The following is a 19,565-nucleotide window of genomic DNA, read 5'->3' on the forward strand; positions in this document are numbered from 1 at the left end:
ATAGTTGTGTTAGTACTATAATACCTGCCATCATAACTACCGGTTCTACCATATAGCGGATCGTAAACCTCACCCAATTATCAAATAAATACCTAGTAAAATCAAATAATAAGAAACTAATAAATAAAGGAGCTATACCGATTAATATACAAGTTGCCATAAATGCCATAATATAAACGGCAATAGCTCTAAGTGCCGTAATAATTACTATACCGACCGCAATAAAAGTAATTATAAAATATATAATACCGCTAAGCCCAAGAGAAAGAAGTGCAAGTAATTGAGCAATAAATGTTTGACTAAAAAATATTTTACTCATTACTGCATCTAAAAACATAAAAGGATTAGAAATAGTATTAGTAGAAGTAAACAAGCTATACCCACTCATATTAGCAATAATTGAGTCTGAAAAACCGGTAATTGCATCAAAAAGGTAATTATTGAAAAACTCAAAAGTATTACCGTTCATAAGTCCGCTAACTATTCCGATTTTTGCTATTCTGATTACTAGCTCTTTTTGGTTTATCTTAGCAAAGCCGAGCAAGAACATTGCTCCGTAAGTCATCACATACAGAATCAAAATTGCTTTAATATAGGTAAAAAAGTTAGTACAGGATGAATTATCAGTGGCTTTATAACATACCATATTTTTAAAAATAGAAGTAGCAGCCCCTTGAACTTTAGTTTTAAATAACTGAAGTAATGGCTCCATTACTTTAATAGTAAAACTTCCTACTTTTAAGGATGTTGAGAAATGCACTTTATAGCTACCATCACTGTCTTTATAATCCTTCGGATCATTTAGAATTTTCATCCATATATAACCCGCTTTGTTTGCTGTAATAGGGGGGGTAGCTTTACCATCACTATCAACGTTAATTCCGGTGGCTGAATAAGATTTAATAGGATTGCCGTTGGAATCTTTAGAATTTGGATCTTCTGAAGCCGGTACTATTATATATTGCACTTGTCCCCGATCATCAAAAGTATCGTTAAAACTATTACCGTTCTCTCTATAGCATTTAGTCTGTTTAATATTTAGAACATATCCGCCCGTATTCTTACTAGCATCTTGTGAGGTGGGAGACCAAAGCCTATATTGTAAATAACTTTTTTCAATATTACTGTTAAAAGGTATATTATATATAACTTTATATATATATTTACCGTCTTTATCTTTATACTCAGGCGGTTGATCTGAATCTGCAACAAACTTAGCAAATTGATTAGCCTGAGCCTCGTGACTAAGCTGCCACATTAATCCGGTTGGTCCTTTGCCTCCTTTACCATCAGCCGTATACCAAAATCTCCGATTCTTTTGAAAATCTCCATTTATATAATCTTTATCTTTTGATACACTATAGTCAGCATTATCAGGACAAGTTCCGACAGGTTTTTGACCAATACTAGCATTATTACATTTTATATTCATGTAATCTATATATAAATTACCCGGATTATCTGACCAATTAAAGGTAAAACTATCGTCATCTTTATAAGCTTCCGGCATGTAACCCTTGTGATTTACCCAAGCAGATAAAGAATCGCATATCCAAGCAGTACAACAAGCACCGGCAGCACTACATATGATTGGGGCAACATCCTCAGGATGAATACAACCAAAAAGACACAATCCTGAACATTTTTCTCTACGTTTATTACCTTTCCAATAATTCTGCTTCAATTCGCAAGCATTAACATATGGACCGGAATAAATAGAATATTTTCCACAAATCGGATCGTAAGAAGTTTGGTCTTGTGAACAATCTTTCGTAACCGGAGTACCTTTAAAAACATCATTAACTGTTGCACCCGTACCGGCAAAACTAGGATATACGGAAACTAAAACTCTATCATTAGCATATAATTCGGTAATATTACGCCATTCATTATTTTTTGCATCCATTATTAGAGAGACAGGCGGATTATTTGCATCGGTAACACGAGGGATCGGGATCATTTTACCGCTATCGTCTAAATTAGATCCAGCCCCTGTACGTTGTAAATTATCTTTTGGTATATAAGCTAAACACAAACTAGTCTGACCGACCACTTGTAAATTCACCGGTTGGTTGTTTTCTACTGGCACCTGGGTATTTAACCATGCATTGTAACGAGTAGGATCAGGAATAAGCTGAGTTGTGCCGTCAGGTAGCATTTTAGAAGTGTTTACATAATTAGCATTAGCATTAAGGGTTATAGTACCGGTTATTGAATCCGAACCTCCTTTACCGTCCGGAGCATATCTCATGTAGCAGCCATTACCGACTTTTACTGCTCCTATCATACCAAGTGCTGCAAAAATAAAGCAAACTAGCGTTGCTACTATAGCGAGTATTCCTAAAACTTTTAATAAGTTACTCTGCATATTCTATCATTTACCTCCAACTGATGATACAGCATCTTTGGCATTATCACTACCTCCTCCCGCTGAACCAAGTGTATCATCGCTTTGTTCTCCGCCCTTACGTCCACTCTCACCAGGCTTATCTCCTACCGGCGGCTTACCTTGCGTAGCCATAGCAGCATCTTTAGCAAAATCTATTCCTTTCTTTACTAAATCAACAATTTTAGTTGGACTTGCCGTTACTGCATTCATATTAGGACCGTTAGTTAAATCAGCCGCAAACTGTCCTATAGATTTAGAGAAATAATAAAAAATAACCGAAAATACTAATACGCACAAAAGTTCCGCTAAAATAGATACAACATCTCTAACAATTGATTTTATTGGGAAAAGTATCAATAAATGCTCTTCCCAACCTTCACCTGCATAATATTGTAACATTTTATATCCAAAACTTTCCTGGCATTTATCTTGACCACCGCTTGGTAACCTTAACTCAAAAGTACTAAATTTAATATCTCCTTTTTCATAATCATATCTAAGAAATTCACAATTTTTAAATATTGCGGAATCATACATAGTGACTAATAAAGCTATAAAACCTGCTATTACTGCCGGCTGCAATGCACATGAGATACATACTTTTAACCACCCATCAAAATAAGTTTTTGTACGAGTAAATAAAGCCATAGGAATGAATATAGGAGAAACATATGTCATAACGTAAATAGTAATCATGCAAACTAAATAATGCGTAATAAAATATAAAAGTATAGATAAAAATATTACAGAAAATACTAAACCTGCTGCAAGTATAATGATGTTTCCAGCCATAAAGAAGCCAAACATAACGGTAAAAAATCTCAATGATCCCGCTTTACTTAAATCTTTCGGTCTGTCTTTTTTGCCATCAGGATCAAAATTAGGTATAGGTGTATTATTACCGCTGGGACCATTACCGACCGACCTCCCTAAAACTCCATTCTTATCTATATTATAAAGTAAATCCAAGCCAAGATAATAACCTATACGGCAATCAATAGCGTCCCATAAACCATAAAATTTATAACCGTCCTTATATTTTGAATTATCAAACTGACATAATCCTCTAGAACCCGCTGCATTAAAGACCATCTGTGCAAAGCTAGGTGCTGCTCCTGTCAAAAGAGGTAATCCATATGTTAACATACCGTTTTCTTTTGTCGGCTGACCACCGCTAAAATCTAAAGGTCCAAGACCGATAGAAAAATAAGCAACAAATAAGAATTTTATTACAAAAAGAGCTATTTTTTCAGTACTTGCATATTCTTTATTTAGAGCCATATTAAAGGCAAAAAACATAGTATACAGAATTAGTGCCGCACCTATAGTTCTCTTTAAATAACCTTGAAACGTAGAAAAAGCGGCAAGATTGGTTATTCTAGAATTTTGATCTTGAGAACTACAGCCATTTCCGACAAAAAATACTTTATTAAGCGTTTCACTCAAACACTGAACTGCAAGACCGGAAAAATTAATTAATGATTGACTATAATTTGCTCCCGTATAACAGCTTTTTCCTATATTGCAATTCTCATTATCAGGCGGGGTAGGCGTCGGAGTAGCACTTAAAGATTTACATGCTACCGGCATCGGCCCCCTTGACGTGGGCATAACTAAACATAGATCATTATCCCATTTTTTAACCGTTAAAACGATATTTTGTAATACGGGATTTGCTCCAAGATCAGGGTTATTATCAATACTTAAATCACTAATCTTCTTAGCATCACCCTCATTTAAAGTATATATGGTACAAGGACTACTACTACCCTCTACATTTTTAAAACAAAACGTTATACCAGACGCAGCCGAGTTACAATTACCTCTCGGATCTTTCATATCAATATTACGAATTATATAGCCATATGCCGTATCGGTTTCTAAATATCCATCTCCGGTAGTCGGTAAACTAGAACATGATTCCCCAAAGCCGGCAAAGCTATTTAAAGCGAAAGCCTCAAGACAAATTACAATAAAAATTTTTATAATATTATGAATTTTCATCGGAATCACTATCTATTTTTTTGCTTCTATTCTCATTTACTTCGTCTTTTCTTTCAGGGTTATTACTATCTTGAGGCCCTCTAATAGTACGATCAATCTTAAGATCACCGGATAAATCTAGTTCAGGTTCAACTTCGGTAGTTTCTTTTATCCTCTGATTTTTTTTATCTTCTGGTCTAACGTCTTCTGACTTTTCGGATTTATTAATCTGATCAGCTAATTTATCAAATTTATTAGTTACACTATTATCTCTTTCTCTTATCTCAGTTGCTACACCGCTATCGACTAATTCATTCCATTTCTTTTCTGCATTCGTACGTCGCTCCGATGTTTCTTCACCTTGCTGGTCTCTTACTCTTCCTCCTCCGCTTGCTACTAATTCATTCCACGCTTTCTCTACTGCTGCACGCTTATCCCGAATCTCTGCATTTTCCCGTATCTGCTTTACTCCTGTAGGATTATCATGTTCCTTTAAGTTAAAACTATAATCAATTACTCCTGTACCTTTACTTGCGTTGTCAACTTTGTCTTGTGAAGGCGGTGTATTATCAACTTTCTCTTGTGGAGTTGCATTATCAACTTTCTCTTGTGGAGGCGGAGTATTATCGGTCTCTTTTTTACTTTCTTGATTATTATCTCTTATGATTTTTCCGACACTTTCAGGTTCAATATTACTTTGTGGTGCAGGTGCAGGTGTAGAAATAGAAGTTCTAATGCTAGCAGGCGGTGAAACAGCTTCCGGAGGAGCAGGAGGAGGAGTAACAATATCTGATCTTGCTTCACTACTTACAGTTTTTGGGCTAGAAGTTGCTACAGAAGACGAAGCTGTCGGCGTTGTTACCGCAGGTGCCGACGTACCTCCACTCACAGCAATATTATCACCGACTCCTCCTCCGCTTGCACCGACATTATCACTTACCCCACCTTTAGCTGCACCTAAATCACCGGCTCCTCCTCCTCTACTTGCTATACTATCAAGCCCCTTGGTTGCAGCCCCCGCCATAGCAAGCCCTGCCATAGCTGCCTTAAATATTGCTTGCGGTTTTATAGCAACATTACTAAGAGCTACCCCTTCCGTCATATCTGCAGCAAATTCAGCTAGCTGACTACTAAAATTATACATCAAATACAATGTAAAACATGCCGTAACTAACGCAAGCAAAATATTTTTAATTTTCTCAAAAAGCACTTTTGGAGACATAAAAAACATCCCTGGACCTAAAACCACTCCCGATAAAAACTGGAATTTACCGAGGAAATTACTTGTACTACTATCCCCTGGTTTTGCATTGCAAGAGCAAGGAGGCTCCCCTGATTTTGGAGTACAAGTACCGTCTGGATTGCAAGTCTCATCCGGTTTGCTGGTAACTATTTGTTGTACACTATCTTTTGCAAAATTAAATGCCGTGGTAATAGGGTTATTTAACATATAACCTAAGCTATTTTGACAACTTTCTGCATCGTATTTAGTATATTGCGTCCAATCATTATTAATATAGAATATTAAAACATCCCGCTTAGAAGTAATACCACCTTGAATTTTGTCTTCTATACTATTATTAATCAACTTGCTCTTATATTGACATTTACCGTAGAAACCGTAATCATAAACCGAAAACATCGTGATCATAAAAGTAACTACCACCATAGGCTGTAGCAAGAATGAGATCATCAGTTTAACCCAGCTATCAAAATAACTTCGTGTATATGAAAATAAAAACATCGGTACAAAAAGAGGAGCTAAAATACCTAGTATTACTATAGATATCATACACATAATCGTTGCATTAACCATAAAGGCAGCAACCGAAATCACAAGTAACGGATAAGAAAGAGCGAGCGACACTAACGTCATATTACCTGATATTATTGCCGGAATTAGCAAATAAATATATGGTGGGGCACTAAAGCTAAAGAAATCAAAATTTAAAAAATCATGGCTTCGATAAGCATTTTCGACAAGTAACGTAGATAATATATCAAGCCCTAAATAATGAGCTACCCTACAATCTAACGCATCCCATAATGCAATATAGGAAACACTGCCCTCATAGGAAATATTGTTAAATTTACATAAACCGGACGGAGCAGCATTCATAACCCAACTTGCTAAACCGTTTATACCGTCAAGTAAGAAAGGAAACGCCCACTGAATCATACCGTCTAGCCGGTCATACGGAGAGCCGCTACCAGGGGTTATATTAATTCCTATTGAAAAATAAGTTACGAATATCATTTTCAATACAAAATTTATATACTCACTTTTTGGTGGCACTTCACCTGCAAGTAACATTTTAAAGCCAAAAAACATAACATATAAAGTTAGAAAAGCCGTAACTATTTTATACATTCCTACTTGGAACTGAAATAATGCACTATCTTGCCTTGAAGCCAAATTAACCACTTGACTTACATTATCAAAACTACAAACATCTTTACTAATTAGTAATCTAGCAATCATTTGCCTCATACATTCTATAAGAGGAGAAGTCATGACTACTGCAGTTTTTGAAGCATTATAAGCTTTTTGATAACATCCATCGCCTGCGGCACTACAGGAAACTAAGGCTAAAGGATCGGTAGGAGTTGCATTTGGATCCTCAATAAAATCCTTATCTGCTACATCCATAAAGTTATTATACATGGATTTCGGAAACGGCTCTTTCATATATTTACAGCCGACGGGAACGTCTCCTGTAAACCCCTTTGTTGAGACACATATCCTATCTTTATCTTGAATAACTTTCCAATATATTACAGGGAAGCCCACATCAAATGCAAAGCCGTCATCACCGGGCTTACCGCTATATGGAACATAATAATCCTTTTTATTATTTTTCCATGCTTCTTTTATATCGTCCCAAGGATCACTCCCTGTTAATACGGCTTTAGCAATAGCAAGTGCCGATTTTGCTACCGCCTCTGCTCGAGCCACAATTAATTTAGCATTACTACATAAGGCAAAACGTAATTCCGGGTTTTTAGGATCAATTCTATTTTCACGAGTACACTGACCGCCTGGAAAATTTCCAAACCTACTATCGTTAAATAACTCATTATCATTTATTTTAAGCTTCAGAAACGTATTCATGTATAAAACTGGGGAAACAAGATTCATTACCGCAAAAGTAAAGAACGGAGCAACAATACATGTATGAGAGAATTCACTACGCAATAAATCGCCGACTCCTTGAGTTTCACAAGTTAAGCTGCTTAAAACATCTATAATGCTATCAAGAGTATCTTTGGCATGAGCTTTAGTAACTAGCCCTAAATTTAGGGCAAAGCTTAATACTAATGTTATAAGTATACTACGAGGAAATAATTTCATAACTAGTTACTTGCCTCGTATGAGATGGCTCTTAACGTCATTGCGAGAAGAATTACGTAGTAATTCGACGAAGCAATCCAGTAAAAAATTCTGTAAGTCAGAATTTTTTTAATTATTTTTCTAGATTGCCGCGTCGCTTCGCTCCTCGCAATGACGGTTAGGGTGTCTATGCAACAACACCGGCTTGTTCGCGGGATGACAAACAGGAATTTATAATGTTTTAACTGCTTCATAAAATATAGGTAACCATTTATCCGGATCATTGCCGTATTTCTCTCTAATTTGATCGAGCAATATTACAGTCTCAACTCTGCCGGATAAAACACTAATTATATTATTCATACCGTCTAAGTTAACTTTGGCAACTACGGCATCTATTCCTTGTTTTATTAAAAAATAACGTGTAGTAGGGTCGGTAGTTTTAATTAAAATATATTCTCGCTGACTTAGCATAAATGCACTGCGATAAATATCCGTAGCTTTCAAATTAGGTAAAAAAATCTGCGTAGCTGTTTGCTGAATTAATGTATCGCTAATTCTACTCTTAGCTGCATCTTCAACGCTCTGTGTAGCAAATATAACAAAAGTATTTAATTTTCTCAACACTTTTAACCAATCTTTGATCTTAGGTGCAAATACCGGATTATCAATTAAGGCCCATGCTTCATCAAGCACTATCATAGTTTTCTGCCCATCTAAAGAGATATTAATACGATGGAACACATATAATAATACCGGTGCAAGACTTATAGGATCTTTAAGTAATTCAGTCATATCAAAACCGAATACCCTTGCTTTTTGTAAATCAATATCATCTATTTCATTGTCAAATATCTTAGCGTGCGAACCTTTACCGACCCACATTGCAATCCTACTTGCCAAACTATTTGGTGTATCAATGCCAAGAAATGCTATAACATTACTAAGTCTTCTGTCTTTTCTTTCTAATCTAAAATTACCGCTTATTGCTTGAGATAAGATCTTATTATCCTGTGCAGTTATACTCTCACCGTTAGAAGTTACAAGCACGCGAAGCCACTCTAAAATAAACGTTCTATTCTCACTAGTATCTTCAAGCTGCAAAGGGTTAAAGTTACATTTTAAACCCGGATCAATTACTGTATAAACTCCGTTTAAAGCACGTATAAATATTTCTGCTCCTCGATCTTTATCAAAAAAGAACATACGAGGTTTGAATTTTTGTGCTTCAGCACATAAGAAATTCATAAGAACTGTTTTACCGGCACCTGTTGGACCGATAATTAGAGTATGTCCAACATCCCTCACATGGAAATTAAAATAAAACGGCGTACCTGAAGTAGTATCAAGTACTGTGACATATTCTCCCCAATGGTTATCTTTAATTTTACCGAGTGGATAATTATGGTGCGATGCAAAGCTAGCCATATTTAATGTATTGATAGTAGATTTACGTACTATATAATCCATATTTCCGGGCAGCTGCCCCCAATAGCTAGGTTCCATGTTAACTTTTTCTCTAACCGGCTGAATTCCTGAATTAGAAAGCTCAACTGCTGCCATTGATAATATATCTTCTAAAGCTTTAATATTATTTGCGGAACATAAAAGCGATAAATGATGCTCACCGAAACCGATATCGCCGCTAGTAGCCATATCAAGGGCCGTATTGATTTCAGCAATTTGTGAAGTAGCCTTGTCACCGGATTGTATCATTCTATTTTGCTGTAATTGCATTTTACCAATCGCTACGGTTCTATTAGCAAAGACAAAGCTTTGAGTCATGACAAATTCAAAAGGCATTTGCAGGAATCCGTCAAAAATTCCTGCCGAAGTATTAGGACCGTATTCAAGTATACTGATCATTCCGGCATATTTCTTGCCAAGCGGACTTCTTGCTTCAATAGTACGAGAATCAAAAAATAAGCGATGGGTAGGTAAATATTCATCAATAGTACCACGCGGTAATGATATAGGTCCGGGTGAGTCGCCGCAATTAACTAAAGATGAAAGGAATTCTAAAATTTCACAATAACTACCTGACGGCGTTTGACGAACTCCAAGTAATCTTGCTCCGTAACTTCTGAATGTATTAACCACTCTAGTTGACATTTCTTGAAGATTTTCTTTCATCTCCTTCATGTCATTTTCCCAAGCGGTTTTATTAGATTTTTGTCTAATCTTCTTTAGAAAATACTCAACTATAGCAGCACCGCCGGTATCAGGCTTATATAAAATACTAACATATAATTCATTAAAAAACGACCTAGCACCCGCATGTTTCTTACGCCATTCTGCACCTAAATAAGTAATAAAATCATTAGGGACTTTTACGGTAGGATCATAAGTAAATTCCGTATCGTTAAATATCACTGCTTTACGTCTTCTAATAGTATGGAAATACATAACGATATTTCCCGAAGCCATATTTTTAAGTAAGGCATTTCTGATATTCTTTTTAATGTCTAGATCTTCATCATCCGCAGTTTCAAAAGAAAAGCCGTTTATTTTAATGACTTGCAATAATGAATTATCTTTGGTTAAAATAGTATTACTATCCCAATGACATTTATAAGGAATAAAATGCGAAGTGGGTCTTTCTTGTTTAGACCTTAATTCTTTAGCCGCTCTAGTTCTAAATAACTTCATTACCTCACCTGATTTAACTATTTTGATTTATTTTGTCATTGCGAGTAGCCATAGGCTGCGTAGCAATAACGGTTTAGCATCCACGCGGGAATGACATAACAAACTCAAATATTATACGAATTTGCTCCATAGTAAAATTTATTAGGACATTGGCTAGTTCTGGACATTTTATTTAAATATAGCTCTATGAATCTTGGTTCTTTAAAACATATAATATAAGCTACCAAATGCAAAGCAGCCGCAATGAATAAAATCATAATACCGTTGTTCCAAATAAATACTATCATCGTCATTATCATATTTAATGCAGCAAACTTAATACTTACTCCAAATATCATCGGCGGTCTAGTTAACCCTACAAATAAAAGATCAGATGCTAATGCTCCTGCCATAAATTTCTCCTATATCTATATATTTCCTAATCTAAAAAACTTAAAACTCTGTTTCTTATTTAAAATTAATTTTTATAATCAAGATCGAAGCCGCCTTTGGTCTTGATTATTCAATATTATATTCAAGATAAGGATAAATTTTTATCCTTATCTTGATAGTGCAAATAAAAGATCAGATGCTAATGCTCCTGCCATAAAAAACCTCTTTAGTTTATATTTATATCAAACATAGTTGATAATATTGAATTCGGTACTTCACTATTTACAAAATGTACGTAACTGTTATTATTTTCAAGTGCATTAACTGCTATCTTAATTAATTCTTCTTCGATAAAATTATTACTATCACCCAGCATTGATTTCAATAAGTTAATATCTCGTATTTTTATATTATACGGAAACGTCTCAGATACCTGTAATATCTCATATGGAAATATTAAATGTTCCGCACTTAATGCAGAAGCAATTGTTGCTACCGTTAAGTTAACATTTAATAAATGCGTTTTCTCCTGATCGTCGCTCGCAAATGGTGCTATTACAGGTATAATATTATTATCTTCAAAATTTAATAAAATTTCCGGGTTAATAATAATAGGCTCGCTTAAAAAACCAATATTTATAACATCATTATTTACAATTTTTCGGTGAGATAATTTTGACTTTTTTGCTTGCAGTAAATTAGCATCCTTACCTGAAATACCAACTGCATAACAACCTACGCTACTTAATTTTGTTACTATAAGCTTGTTAACGTAACTGGATAAAATTTCCATAATAATAGGATTATTTAGAGAACTATAGTCGCTTATTTTACTAATTTTTTGACTAAAATTTTCATCTATTTGTGATATTAAAGACGAACTTCGTAAATCAATATGATCATGTACTATATATATTTTAGCACCGCACATCTCAAGCAATCTAACAGATTCAATAAAAGCCGTAAATAATTTATCGTCAATAATAATAGTAGCAGGTAATTTTAGAACTATTGCTTGATTCTTCAACTCACTACTACACTTTATTATATTCTTAATTATAGTAATGTTATTTAATGAAGAAATGCTATCTACCTCTTTACCTTTGAGGTTTGATGCATTTTGCCAAACTAGCTTTAAGTTCTCTTGCACCTTCCTTACTCCTACTACTTACATACATAACATTACATGAGTAGTTTAAAGTTGCAAGAAAATTCTGTGCTTCGTCGTTAAGGTTTTTGCGATCCGTAACTTTATCGGATTTTGTGAAAATAATTTGAAATTCTCTTTTATTTGCAAGTAATAGCTCAGCTACTTTCTTATCGTTTTCTTTTATACCCCTTCTTGAATCAATCAATAAGTTAACTAACCTTAAATTATGGCTATTTTGTAAATAATAGCTAATTAATACTTCCCACTGCTCTTTGACTGATATAGGAACATTAGCAAAACCATAGCCGGGAAGATCAACTATAATAAGTTTATCTGCAAGGTTAAAGAAATTGATTTGCCTGGTACGCCCTGGAGTATTGGAAACTTTAGCAAGATTTTTATTATTACATATCGTGTTTATTAGACTTGATTTGCCGACATTTGACTTACCGACAAAAGCAATTTCCAGTAATGAAAAATTGGGGATTTGGTTTATATTCATAGCACCAGCTACAAATTTAGCTTCATGACGAAAAAGCTTGCTGCCATCAGTCAATTTTGTAGGCACTATTTTCTGAGTAGTCATAATTTTTTAGATTTGATAAATTTGCAGGTATTGTATAATCATTGCAAGAAAAATTAGACGTTGTTGTATGGCTCGAAAAACCTGTGCGATGTCATCCCCGCGAGGCATTATTGCGTGGACCGGTTTTCTCGTCATTGCGAGAAGAATTACGCAGTAATTCGACGAAGCAATTCAGTTAAAAATTCTGATTTACAGAATTTTTTTATTATTTTTCTGGATTGCCGCGTCTCTTCGCTCCTCGCAATGACGGTTCGGGTATCCACGCAACAATGCCTCCCCGCGAAGGCGGGAATCCAGAAAAACGACTTCAATATTGATACAGAAGTTACATATTTAGCAAAATAAACACATAAAAAACAAGTTTTTTATGTGTTTTACTGGATTCCCGCTTTCGCGGGAATGACATAAATAAGCCATGCGACAACATCGCTAAAAGTGGGAATCCTCAGAAAATAGCTTTCTGAAAATATAAAAATATGGTAGCGGGGGCTGGATTTGAACCAACGACCTTCAGGTTATGAGCCTGACGAGCTACCGAGCTGCTCCACCCCGCAATAATTGAGAATTAATGACTTTGTTCACATTATATCGTGACTTACTCACTACTATACGAACATTGCTAATGCCATTCTCGCGAAAGCGAAAATCTAGCTAGCTTCTTTTTTGTTACCAAAAGAAAGACCTGAGAATCTTTTATTGAAATCACTAACACTTTTGTTCGATTGATTTACTACATTTCCGGAATCTTTATTCCATGCCGGATGCTTTCTAAAATCAACATCCATTAAAATTTCACCCGTAGGATGAGTAGACATTGCTTCAAAAACATCGCTTCCTACTTTAATCAAAAACTTTTTATATTCTGGATGTATACCGCTTTTCATAATGATTTTGCCGTTTTAGTCTGAATTATTTTTTTCTTAATAGCTCTAGCCGTACTAGATAAAACATTATCATTGGCTTTTAGAATATATGCATCAAACCCGCCAGCTTTTTCAACAGAACTAATACATTTAGCATTAACTGATAATCTATATCCTTCAGCCGTTATATCACTTGTAAACTTAACAGACCTTAAATTAGGCTCAAAACGTCTTCTAGTTTTACGCTGAGAATGTGACACATTATTGCCGTATAAAACACCCACACCTGTGAGTTCGCACTTACGAGACATAAGCTAAATACCTTAAAACTTATAAATATACAATAGACAAAAATATAAAGTAATACTACCATAGTGTCAAGGGTTAATTATGGTCCATTTAATAAAGAAATAAAGATAGGTACTATGTATTTATACGTGAAATAGGCAAAAGTCAAACCTAAAATAGTTCCGATAACTACTATACGGAATTTTGCAGGACTAAAAATTAAAATAACTATTCCAAGAATAATTACTATTTTTATTATATCATCTGCCGTATAAGCACTAGCATTTATAGCATAAACATTTAGATTTATACCTAAAAATACTATTGCAAATAATAAATTTCTTAACATTTTATACCTCAATAATGCGAATTTAGAATAAATTCTTATCCTAATTAAAATCTATAGGACCGGTAGTTAATCCATTTATAAATTGTTTTAAATAAGGATTATCACTATTACGCATTTCATCTTTATTGCCGTACCATTTAATTTTTCCTTGATAAATCATAGCTACTTCTTTAGCTATTTTTTCGGCACTAATCATATCATGAGTTATAGTAATCGTAGTTGCCCCAAGCTCTTCTTGGATTTTTATAATTAACTCATTAATAACATTTGCCATTATAGGATCAAGCCCTGTTGTCGGCTCATCAAGGAATAAAATCGACGGCGTACTACAAATTGCTCTAGCAAGGGCTACTCTTTTTTGCATTCCTCCCGACAATTCGGATGGGTAAAGATCGAGTATTCTAGGGGACAAACCTACGGAATTAAGCTTTGCACCGGCAAGGTCGTTTTTTTCTTTCTTAGATAATTTTTTAGTCTCAAAAGTAATATTATCACGTACATTTAAAGAGTCAAATAATGCTCCGCCTTGGAATAAAAAGCCTATACCGTCCATAACCTCAAATTTTTGTTTACTTGAGATATTTTGGATTTCTACATTATCAATAAAAATTTTACCTTTATCAGGTTTAATCAATCCTACTATATTTTTAATTAGAACTGATTTACCGCTACCGGAACCACCTAAAATAACTAATGAACTGCCTTTTTTTACATCCAAATCTATTCCGTCTAACACCTTATGATTAGCAAATGATTTATATAATGACCGAATTTTAATTTTAAATTCTTCCTTTGTTGCCATATTTACACTTTGAAAAATAATTCGGTTATTAAATAATTGCTTATTAAGATAAGGATAGAAGAATTTACTACTGCCGAGGTAGTTGCTCTTCCGACTCCCTTAGCCCCCTTACCTGAATAATAGCCGCTATAGCAACTTATTATAGAAATAATAAACCCAAAAACTCCTGCTTTAACAAGACCGGAAATTACGTCAATCGGCTCTAAATACTGAAAAGTACTGGTTAAATAAGCCGCACTATTAAAATCAAGTTTATATACCCCTACCAAATAACCACCCATAACACCTATTACATCACCGATTAAAACAAGGCAAGGCATTGTAATAATGGCCGCTATTACTCTTGGAAAAACTAAATATTTAATAGGATCGGTAGATAAAGTGTATAAAGCATCCACCTGCTCCGTTACTCTCATTGTTGCTATTTCGGCGGCAATCGATGCTCCTACTCGTCCTGCTACCATTAATCCGGCTAAGACAGGTCCAAGCTCTCTAGTCAGCGATAATACTACTACCGTTGCAATAGAACTTTCAGCCGAGAAACGGGAAAATCCGGTATAGCTTTGCAGAGCAAGTACCGCACCTGAGAAAAAAGTCGTCATAGCAACAACCGGTAAAGAGTAAAATCCGATAAATAATAATTGCCGAATGATTAAACTCAAATATAAAGGCGGTCTTACAATACTGCTAATAGCAGCAAAGCTAAATAAAGAAAAACTACCTATATTTTGTGCTATTTTTATGGTACGTTTACCGACTGAATTAGCTATATTTAATAACATTTGTGTATATTTTTTCTATTTAATTTAAGTACGCTATGTCATTCCTGCGAAAGCAGGAATCCAGCATAAAGCGAGATAAATCGAGCTTTTAAAAAGCTTTAAAGTACTGGATTCCCGCCTACGCGGGAATGACATTAATAGGCATCTATCCAATATACTTTCTTCTATACCTACTACCAAGGCCAGTCAATACCTCATACCCGATAGTACCTATAATACTCGCTATTTTATCGGGCGTGCAATAATTTCCGATAATTTCCACTTCCTGCCCTAGAAAAATATCGGACGGTGGTAGATCGGTAACATCGATATTTATTAAATCCATCGATACTCGCCCTACTATAGGAACGCTGTAACCGTTAATAAATACTTCGCCTTGATTGCTAAAATTACGACTAAACCCATCGGCATAACCAAGCGGTAACGTTGCAATGATACTATCACGCTTAGTTGTAAAAGTCATATTATAACCGATATGGCTATCTAGTGTCAAATTCTGCAAGTGAATTATCGGAGCTTTTAAGATTACAGGGTTGTGTGTTAAAGGATTTAGCCCATACAAAGCAGCCCCCGGTCTTGCTAAATCAAAATGGTAATCCTGTCCTAAAAATATGCCGCCGGAATTAGCAAGGCTTGCTTTGACGTTTGGAAAATATTGTAAATAAGCTTTAAATCTGTTTAATTGTTCTAGATTATAAGGATTATCTATTTCCTCAGATATAGCTAGATGGCTTATAATATATTGTAAATCTAACCCTTTTAACAAATCACGATCATTAGTTAGCTGCTCTATTTCATTATGAGTTAATCCAAGGCGATTAATCCCGGTATTGAAATGTAAATAACAAGGCAGTAATCTATTTTTCAAATTGCTAAATTTTTGCCAAATTTCTATTTGTTTTAAGTTATTTAGAACAGGTGTTAAATTATATTCTATAAGCTCTAAAGCGTCATGTTCAAAAACTCCGTTAAGAACTAAAATATTAACATCTACTCCTAAAGCTTTGCATAAATTCGCTCCTTCTTCACTTGAGGCTACAAAAAAATGCCGACAATTTTCTTCTATTAAAGCTTTAGAAATTTGTACTGCCCCAAGACCGTAACCGTCAGCTTTAACGGCAGCACCGACTAATGAGGTTTTGCAAATATCTTTTAACAAACGATAGTTAGCTTTTATTGCAGATAGATTTATTTCTAGAGTACACAAGCTCATAGTATATTTCTTAACTCTTTTACGATGATAGGCAACACGGGTATTATATGAAATTTTGTAGATAAGTCACCTACTTCTATAGTATCGGTAACAAAAATATTATCTATCGCCGAATTTTCAATTTTATCTTTAGAGCCGGGAGAAAGCACTGCATGAGTTATAAAAGCACTAACTGCTAAAGCCGAATATTCTTTTAAAAACCTCGCTGCTTTTACTATTGTTTCGCCGCTATCTATAATATCATCAATTAATATGCAATTTTTCCCCTGGGCTTTACCGCTTATTTCTATCATCTCGCAATTATTATTTTTATCCCTTTCTTTGTTTATATAAGCTGAATCTATATTCAGTAAATTACTAATTTTTTGTACACGGTTAATACTTCCTTTATCAGGTGCAACTATGACGGAGTTGCTATAAGTTCTTAAAAACGGGATATATAAATTTATAGGCTCAAGATTAGAAACAGGAATATTAAAAAATTTCTCTATTTTATCGGAGTGTAAATCAATAGTAATTATATGGTTTACTCCGAGCTTCTCTAAAAAATCAGCTATTAACCTAGCAGGAATTGTGGACTGATTATCCTGCCTTGCATAACCGAAATAAGGCATTATCAATATTATTCGATTTGCTCCCGCTTTTTTTGCTGCATCTAATAGCAGGAACAGCTCAATTAAGCGATCATTAACGGGTTTTGATGTGGATTGTACTATGATTACTTCTTCATTATAAAACGATTCTTGAATTTCTACTTTTATTTCGGAATCATTGAAATAGGTAATTTTCGGCTCAGTATATTTAATATTTAATGCTATAGCTAAACGAGATGCAAGTAACTTATTACTACTGCCTGCTAGGATTTTCATGGAGGTAATATTAATGTTTCTTATGTCATTCCCGCGTAGGCGGGAATCCCGGGTAAAGCGAGATAAATCGAGCTTTTAAAAGGCTTTAAAGTACTAGATTCCCGCCTACGCGGGAATGACATAAACCATTTTTTAAGAACTATGCAATGGTTATAAACCCCGAATTTAAGAACGACTTTCTAATTTTTGTATTAGTGCCTCAAAACCTTGATTTTTTAAAGTATCAGTAAACTCGTCTTGTTGAGCTCCAATAAGGCTTACTCCTTCCGTAATTATATCAGAAACTTTAAAAAAATCTTTTCCGTTTCCTTTCATTTCACGTACAAGATATTCTACTTTAATAGGGTCTTGCTCTTTATTGCTAATGATATTCATAGCAACCATAAAATCGGTTGAGCTTAAAGTACGAACTCCTACTATTTTAGGCTGTTCGCCTTTATAATCTTTTATTAAATCAGTATAAGATTTAGTAATATATTTAGAGTAAACTTTGATGAATTCCTGAACTTGCCCACCTGATAAAGTTTTTATCCCATTTCTGCCTAACGTATATTTAGCCATCCAATCAAAATCTAGGTTCTGAGACATTAATTCACGTGCTTTAGCAATCTTTACTCGCTCAGATAGTTTACTATCGTTTAATATACTAGAAGCTTCATTTACTAAATTAGTAACGTAACCATTCAAACCGGCAGGCACTTTCTCATTAGAATAAGCTGAAAATGTTACAACCAATAGAAATAAACCTGTAATAATTTTTTGCATATAATACTCCTTTAAGTTAATTTTTATTTTCTTTCATAAGGGCTAGGACATTTAAAATTTTCAGGATATTGAACCGATGCTTCACGAGCACGATGTAATGCCGATCTAATAGCCACATAAGGATCTGTAGAATTCTTCATCACATAATCACTAAACGGCAATACAACATATCGATCGTTTATTTTACTAACTGCTAGTACTCCTAAATCAAAATCATTATGAGTGTAGTGCATTAATGGATTAAGAGCATAATTAGTAATTACCGAATCCGTCATATCTCTTGCATTAGTACTACCGATTATTGGCAATACCAAATAAGGACCGGGGGCAACTCCATAATGTGCGAGGGTACTACCGAAAGTTTGACGGTCGGACGGCAACCCTACTTTACCTGCCACGTCAAATAAACCGCCTATACCAAGCGTCGTGTTAATGAGAAACCGCCAAACGCTTTTCATAGTTTTATCGTAATTTAACTGAAGTCCGTAATTTACCGCCGTAAGCGGTGTATCAACATTACTGACAAAACTATTAACACGCGCTTTTACGTAATCATTTGTAATTTTCTTATAACCGACAGCTAAAGGACGTAATATTATATAATCTAACGTAGAGTTAAAAGCAAAGACCTTACGATTAAATTTTTCGTATGGATCATAAACTTCCAAACAACCGTTTTCATTTCTTCCACCATTATAGTTATATATGTCATTATCAACATATTCAAGATCAGCTCTTATCGATAATGAACATAAAATAATGGATAATATAATTAATATTCTCATTGATTTATGCTGTTTTCTTACAAACGATAATACTATATTTATTGTTTTCCGCTAGTATTATTTCTTCCGAAGTTAATATAGTAAAATTATTTTTTTGTAAAATATTATTTATTTCATTCAGGTTAAAAATAAATTCTTTACGTTTTACTACAAATTTAGTGTTTGCAGAAATAGGTAAACAAAGGACGAAATACCCTTGTTTACTAAGAGATGAGTATATTAAATTAAAATATTCTATTAAATTGTTAGTAAACGATAATCCGCAAAAACTAAAAATAATATCAAATTTATTAGAGTTTTGTTTTAAAAATTCATTTATAGCAATATTATATATTTGATCGTAAATTTTAGTGTTCGGATAATATATTTCTTGTAAATCATTCATTAAA

General features: G+C 34.3%; 17 protein-coding genes and 1 tRNA gene. All 18 read right to left on the reverse strand.

Features of this window, described 5'->3' with window-relative positions:
- Positions 1-2,368 (reverse strand): TrbL/VirB6 family protein (locus AC1Z7D_RS01535; RefSeq protein ID WP_482601420.1); only part of this gene is annotated, 2,368 nt, incomplete at its 3' end.
- A gap of 6 nt (positions 2,369-2,374) precedes the next feature.
- Positions 2,375-4,393 (reverse strand): TrbL/VirB6 family protein, encoded by a 2,019-nt coding sequence (locus AC1Z7D_RS01540; RefSeq protein ID WP_482601421.1) that lies wholly within the window; start codon positions 4,391-4,393, stop codon positions 2,375-2,377.
- Positions 4,380-7,724 carry a type IV secretion system protein gene (locus AC1Z7D_RS01545; protein WP_482601422.1) on the reverse strand — a complete coding sequence of 1,115 codons (3,345 nt, stop codon included), beginning with the start codon at positions 7,722-7,724 and terminating at the stop codon, positions 4,380-4,382. The genes AC1Z7D_RS01540 and AC1Z7D_RS01545 overlap by 14 nt, the downstream gene beginning before the upstream one ends.
- Positions 7,725-7,934: 210 nt before the next feature.
- Positions 7,935-10,352 (reverse strand): VirB4 family type IV secretion/conjugal transfer ATPase, encoded by a 2,418-nt coding sequence (locus tag AC1Z7D_RS01550; protein ID WP_482601423.1) that lies wholly within the window; start codon positions 10,350-10,352, stop codon positions 7,935-7,937.
- A 104-nt stretch (positions 10,353-10,456) separates the two neighbouring features.
- A complete protein-coding gene (locus AC1Z7D_RS01555) occupies positions 10,457-10,744 on the reverse strand; it encodes a type IV secretion system protein VirB3 (protein ID WP_010976817.1) in 288 nt (95 codons plus the stop codon).
- Between the two features lie 206 nt (positions 10,745-10,950).
- Positions 10,951-11,874, reverse strand: a complete 924-nt coding sequence (locus AC1Z7D_RS01560; RefSeq protein ID WP_482601424.1) for an amino acid kinase family protein — start codon at positions 11,872-11,874, stop codon at positions 10,951-10,953.
- Complete coding sequence (gene yihA, locus AC1Z7D_RS01565; RefSeq protein ID WP_482601425.1) at positions 11,822-12,460, reverse strand: ribosome biogenesis GTP-binding protein YihA/YsxC; 639 nt, start codon at positions 12,458-12,460, stop codon at positions 11,822-11,824. The genes AC1Z7D_RS01560 and yihA overlap by 53 nt, the downstream gene beginning before the upstream one ends.
- Before the next feature lie 477 nt (positions 12,461-12,937).
- Positions 12,938-13,014, reverse strand: a tRNA-Met gene (locus tag AC1Z7D_RS01570).
- A 93-nt stretch (positions 13,015-13,107) separates the two neighbouring features.
- Complete coding sequence (locus AC1Z7D_RS01575) at positions 13,108-13,344, reverse strand: 50S ribosomal protein L31 (protein ID WP_482601426.1); 237 nt, start codon at positions 13,342-13,344, stop codon at positions 13,108-13,110.
- Positions 13,341-13,634: a 50S ribosomal protein L28 gene (rpmB, locus tag AC1Z7D_RS01580; protein ID WP_482601427.1), complete on the reverse strand. Its 294-nt coding sequence runs from the start codon at positions 13,632-13,634 to the stop codon at positions 13,341-13,343. Before rpmB ends, AC1Z7D_RS01575 begins: the two co-directional genes overlap by 4 nt.
- Positions 13,635-13,711: 77 nt before the next feature.
- Positions 13,712-13,960 (reverse strand): DUF5510 family protein, encoded by a 249-nt coding sequence (locus AC1Z7D_RS01585; protein ID WP_482601428.1) that lies wholly within the window; start codon positions 13,958-13,960, stop codon positions 13,712-13,714.
- 40 nt (positions 13,961-14,000) lie between these two features.
- Positions 14,001-14,762: an ABC transporter ATP-binding protein gene (locus AC1Z7D_RS01590; RefSeq protein WP_482601429.1), complete on the reverse strand. Its 762-nt coding sequence runs from the start codon at positions 14,760-14,762 to the stop codon at positions 14,001-14,003.
- A 2-nt stretch (positions 14,763-14,764) separates the two neighbouring features.
- Positions 14,765-15,544 (reverse strand): MlaE family ABC transporter permease, encoded by a 780-nt coding sequence (locus AC1Z7D_RS01595; RefSeq protein WP_482601430.1) that lies wholly within the window; start codon positions 15,542-15,544, stop codon positions 14,765-14,767.
- A 145-nt stretch (positions 15,545-15,689) separates the two neighbouring features.
- The gene (locus AC1Z7D_RS01600; protein WP_482601431.1) at positions 15,690-16,757 is read right to left on the reverse strand and encodes an alanine racemase; all 1,068 of its coding nucleotides are present in this window, start codon (positions 16,755-16,757) and stop codon (positions 15,690-15,692) included.
- On the reverse strand, positions 16,754-17,626 hold the full coding sequence (locus tag AC1Z7D_RS01605) for a ribose-phosphate diphosphokinase (protein ID WP_482601432.1): 873 nt from the start codon (positions 17,624-17,626) through the stop codon (positions 16,754-16,756). The genes AC1Z7D_RS01600 and AC1Z7D_RS01605 overlap by 4 nt, the downstream gene beginning before the upstream one ends.
- A 165-nt stretch (positions 17,627-17,791) precedes the next feature.
- Complete coding sequence (locus tag AC1Z7D_RS01610) at positions 17,792-18,391, reverse strand: MlaC/ttg2D family ABC transporter substrate-binding protein (RefSeq protein ID WP_482601433.1); 600 nt, start codon at positions 18,389-18,391, stop codon at positions 17,792-17,794.
- A gap of 23 nt (positions 18,392-18,414) precedes the next feature.
- Positions 18,415-19,176, reverse strand: a complete 762-nt coding sequence (locus AC1Z7D_RS01615; protein ID WP_482601434.1) for an MlaA family lipoprotein — start codon at positions 19,174-19,176, stop codon at positions 18,415-18,417.
- Between the two features lie 4 nt (positions 19,177-19,180).
- Positions 19,181-19,565 (reverse strand): class I SAM-dependent methyltransferase (locus tag AC1Z7D_RS01620; RefSeq protein ID WP_482601435.1); only part of this gene is annotated, 385 nt, incomplete at its 5' end.

This window comes from Rickettsia sp. (assembly GCF_965035265.1).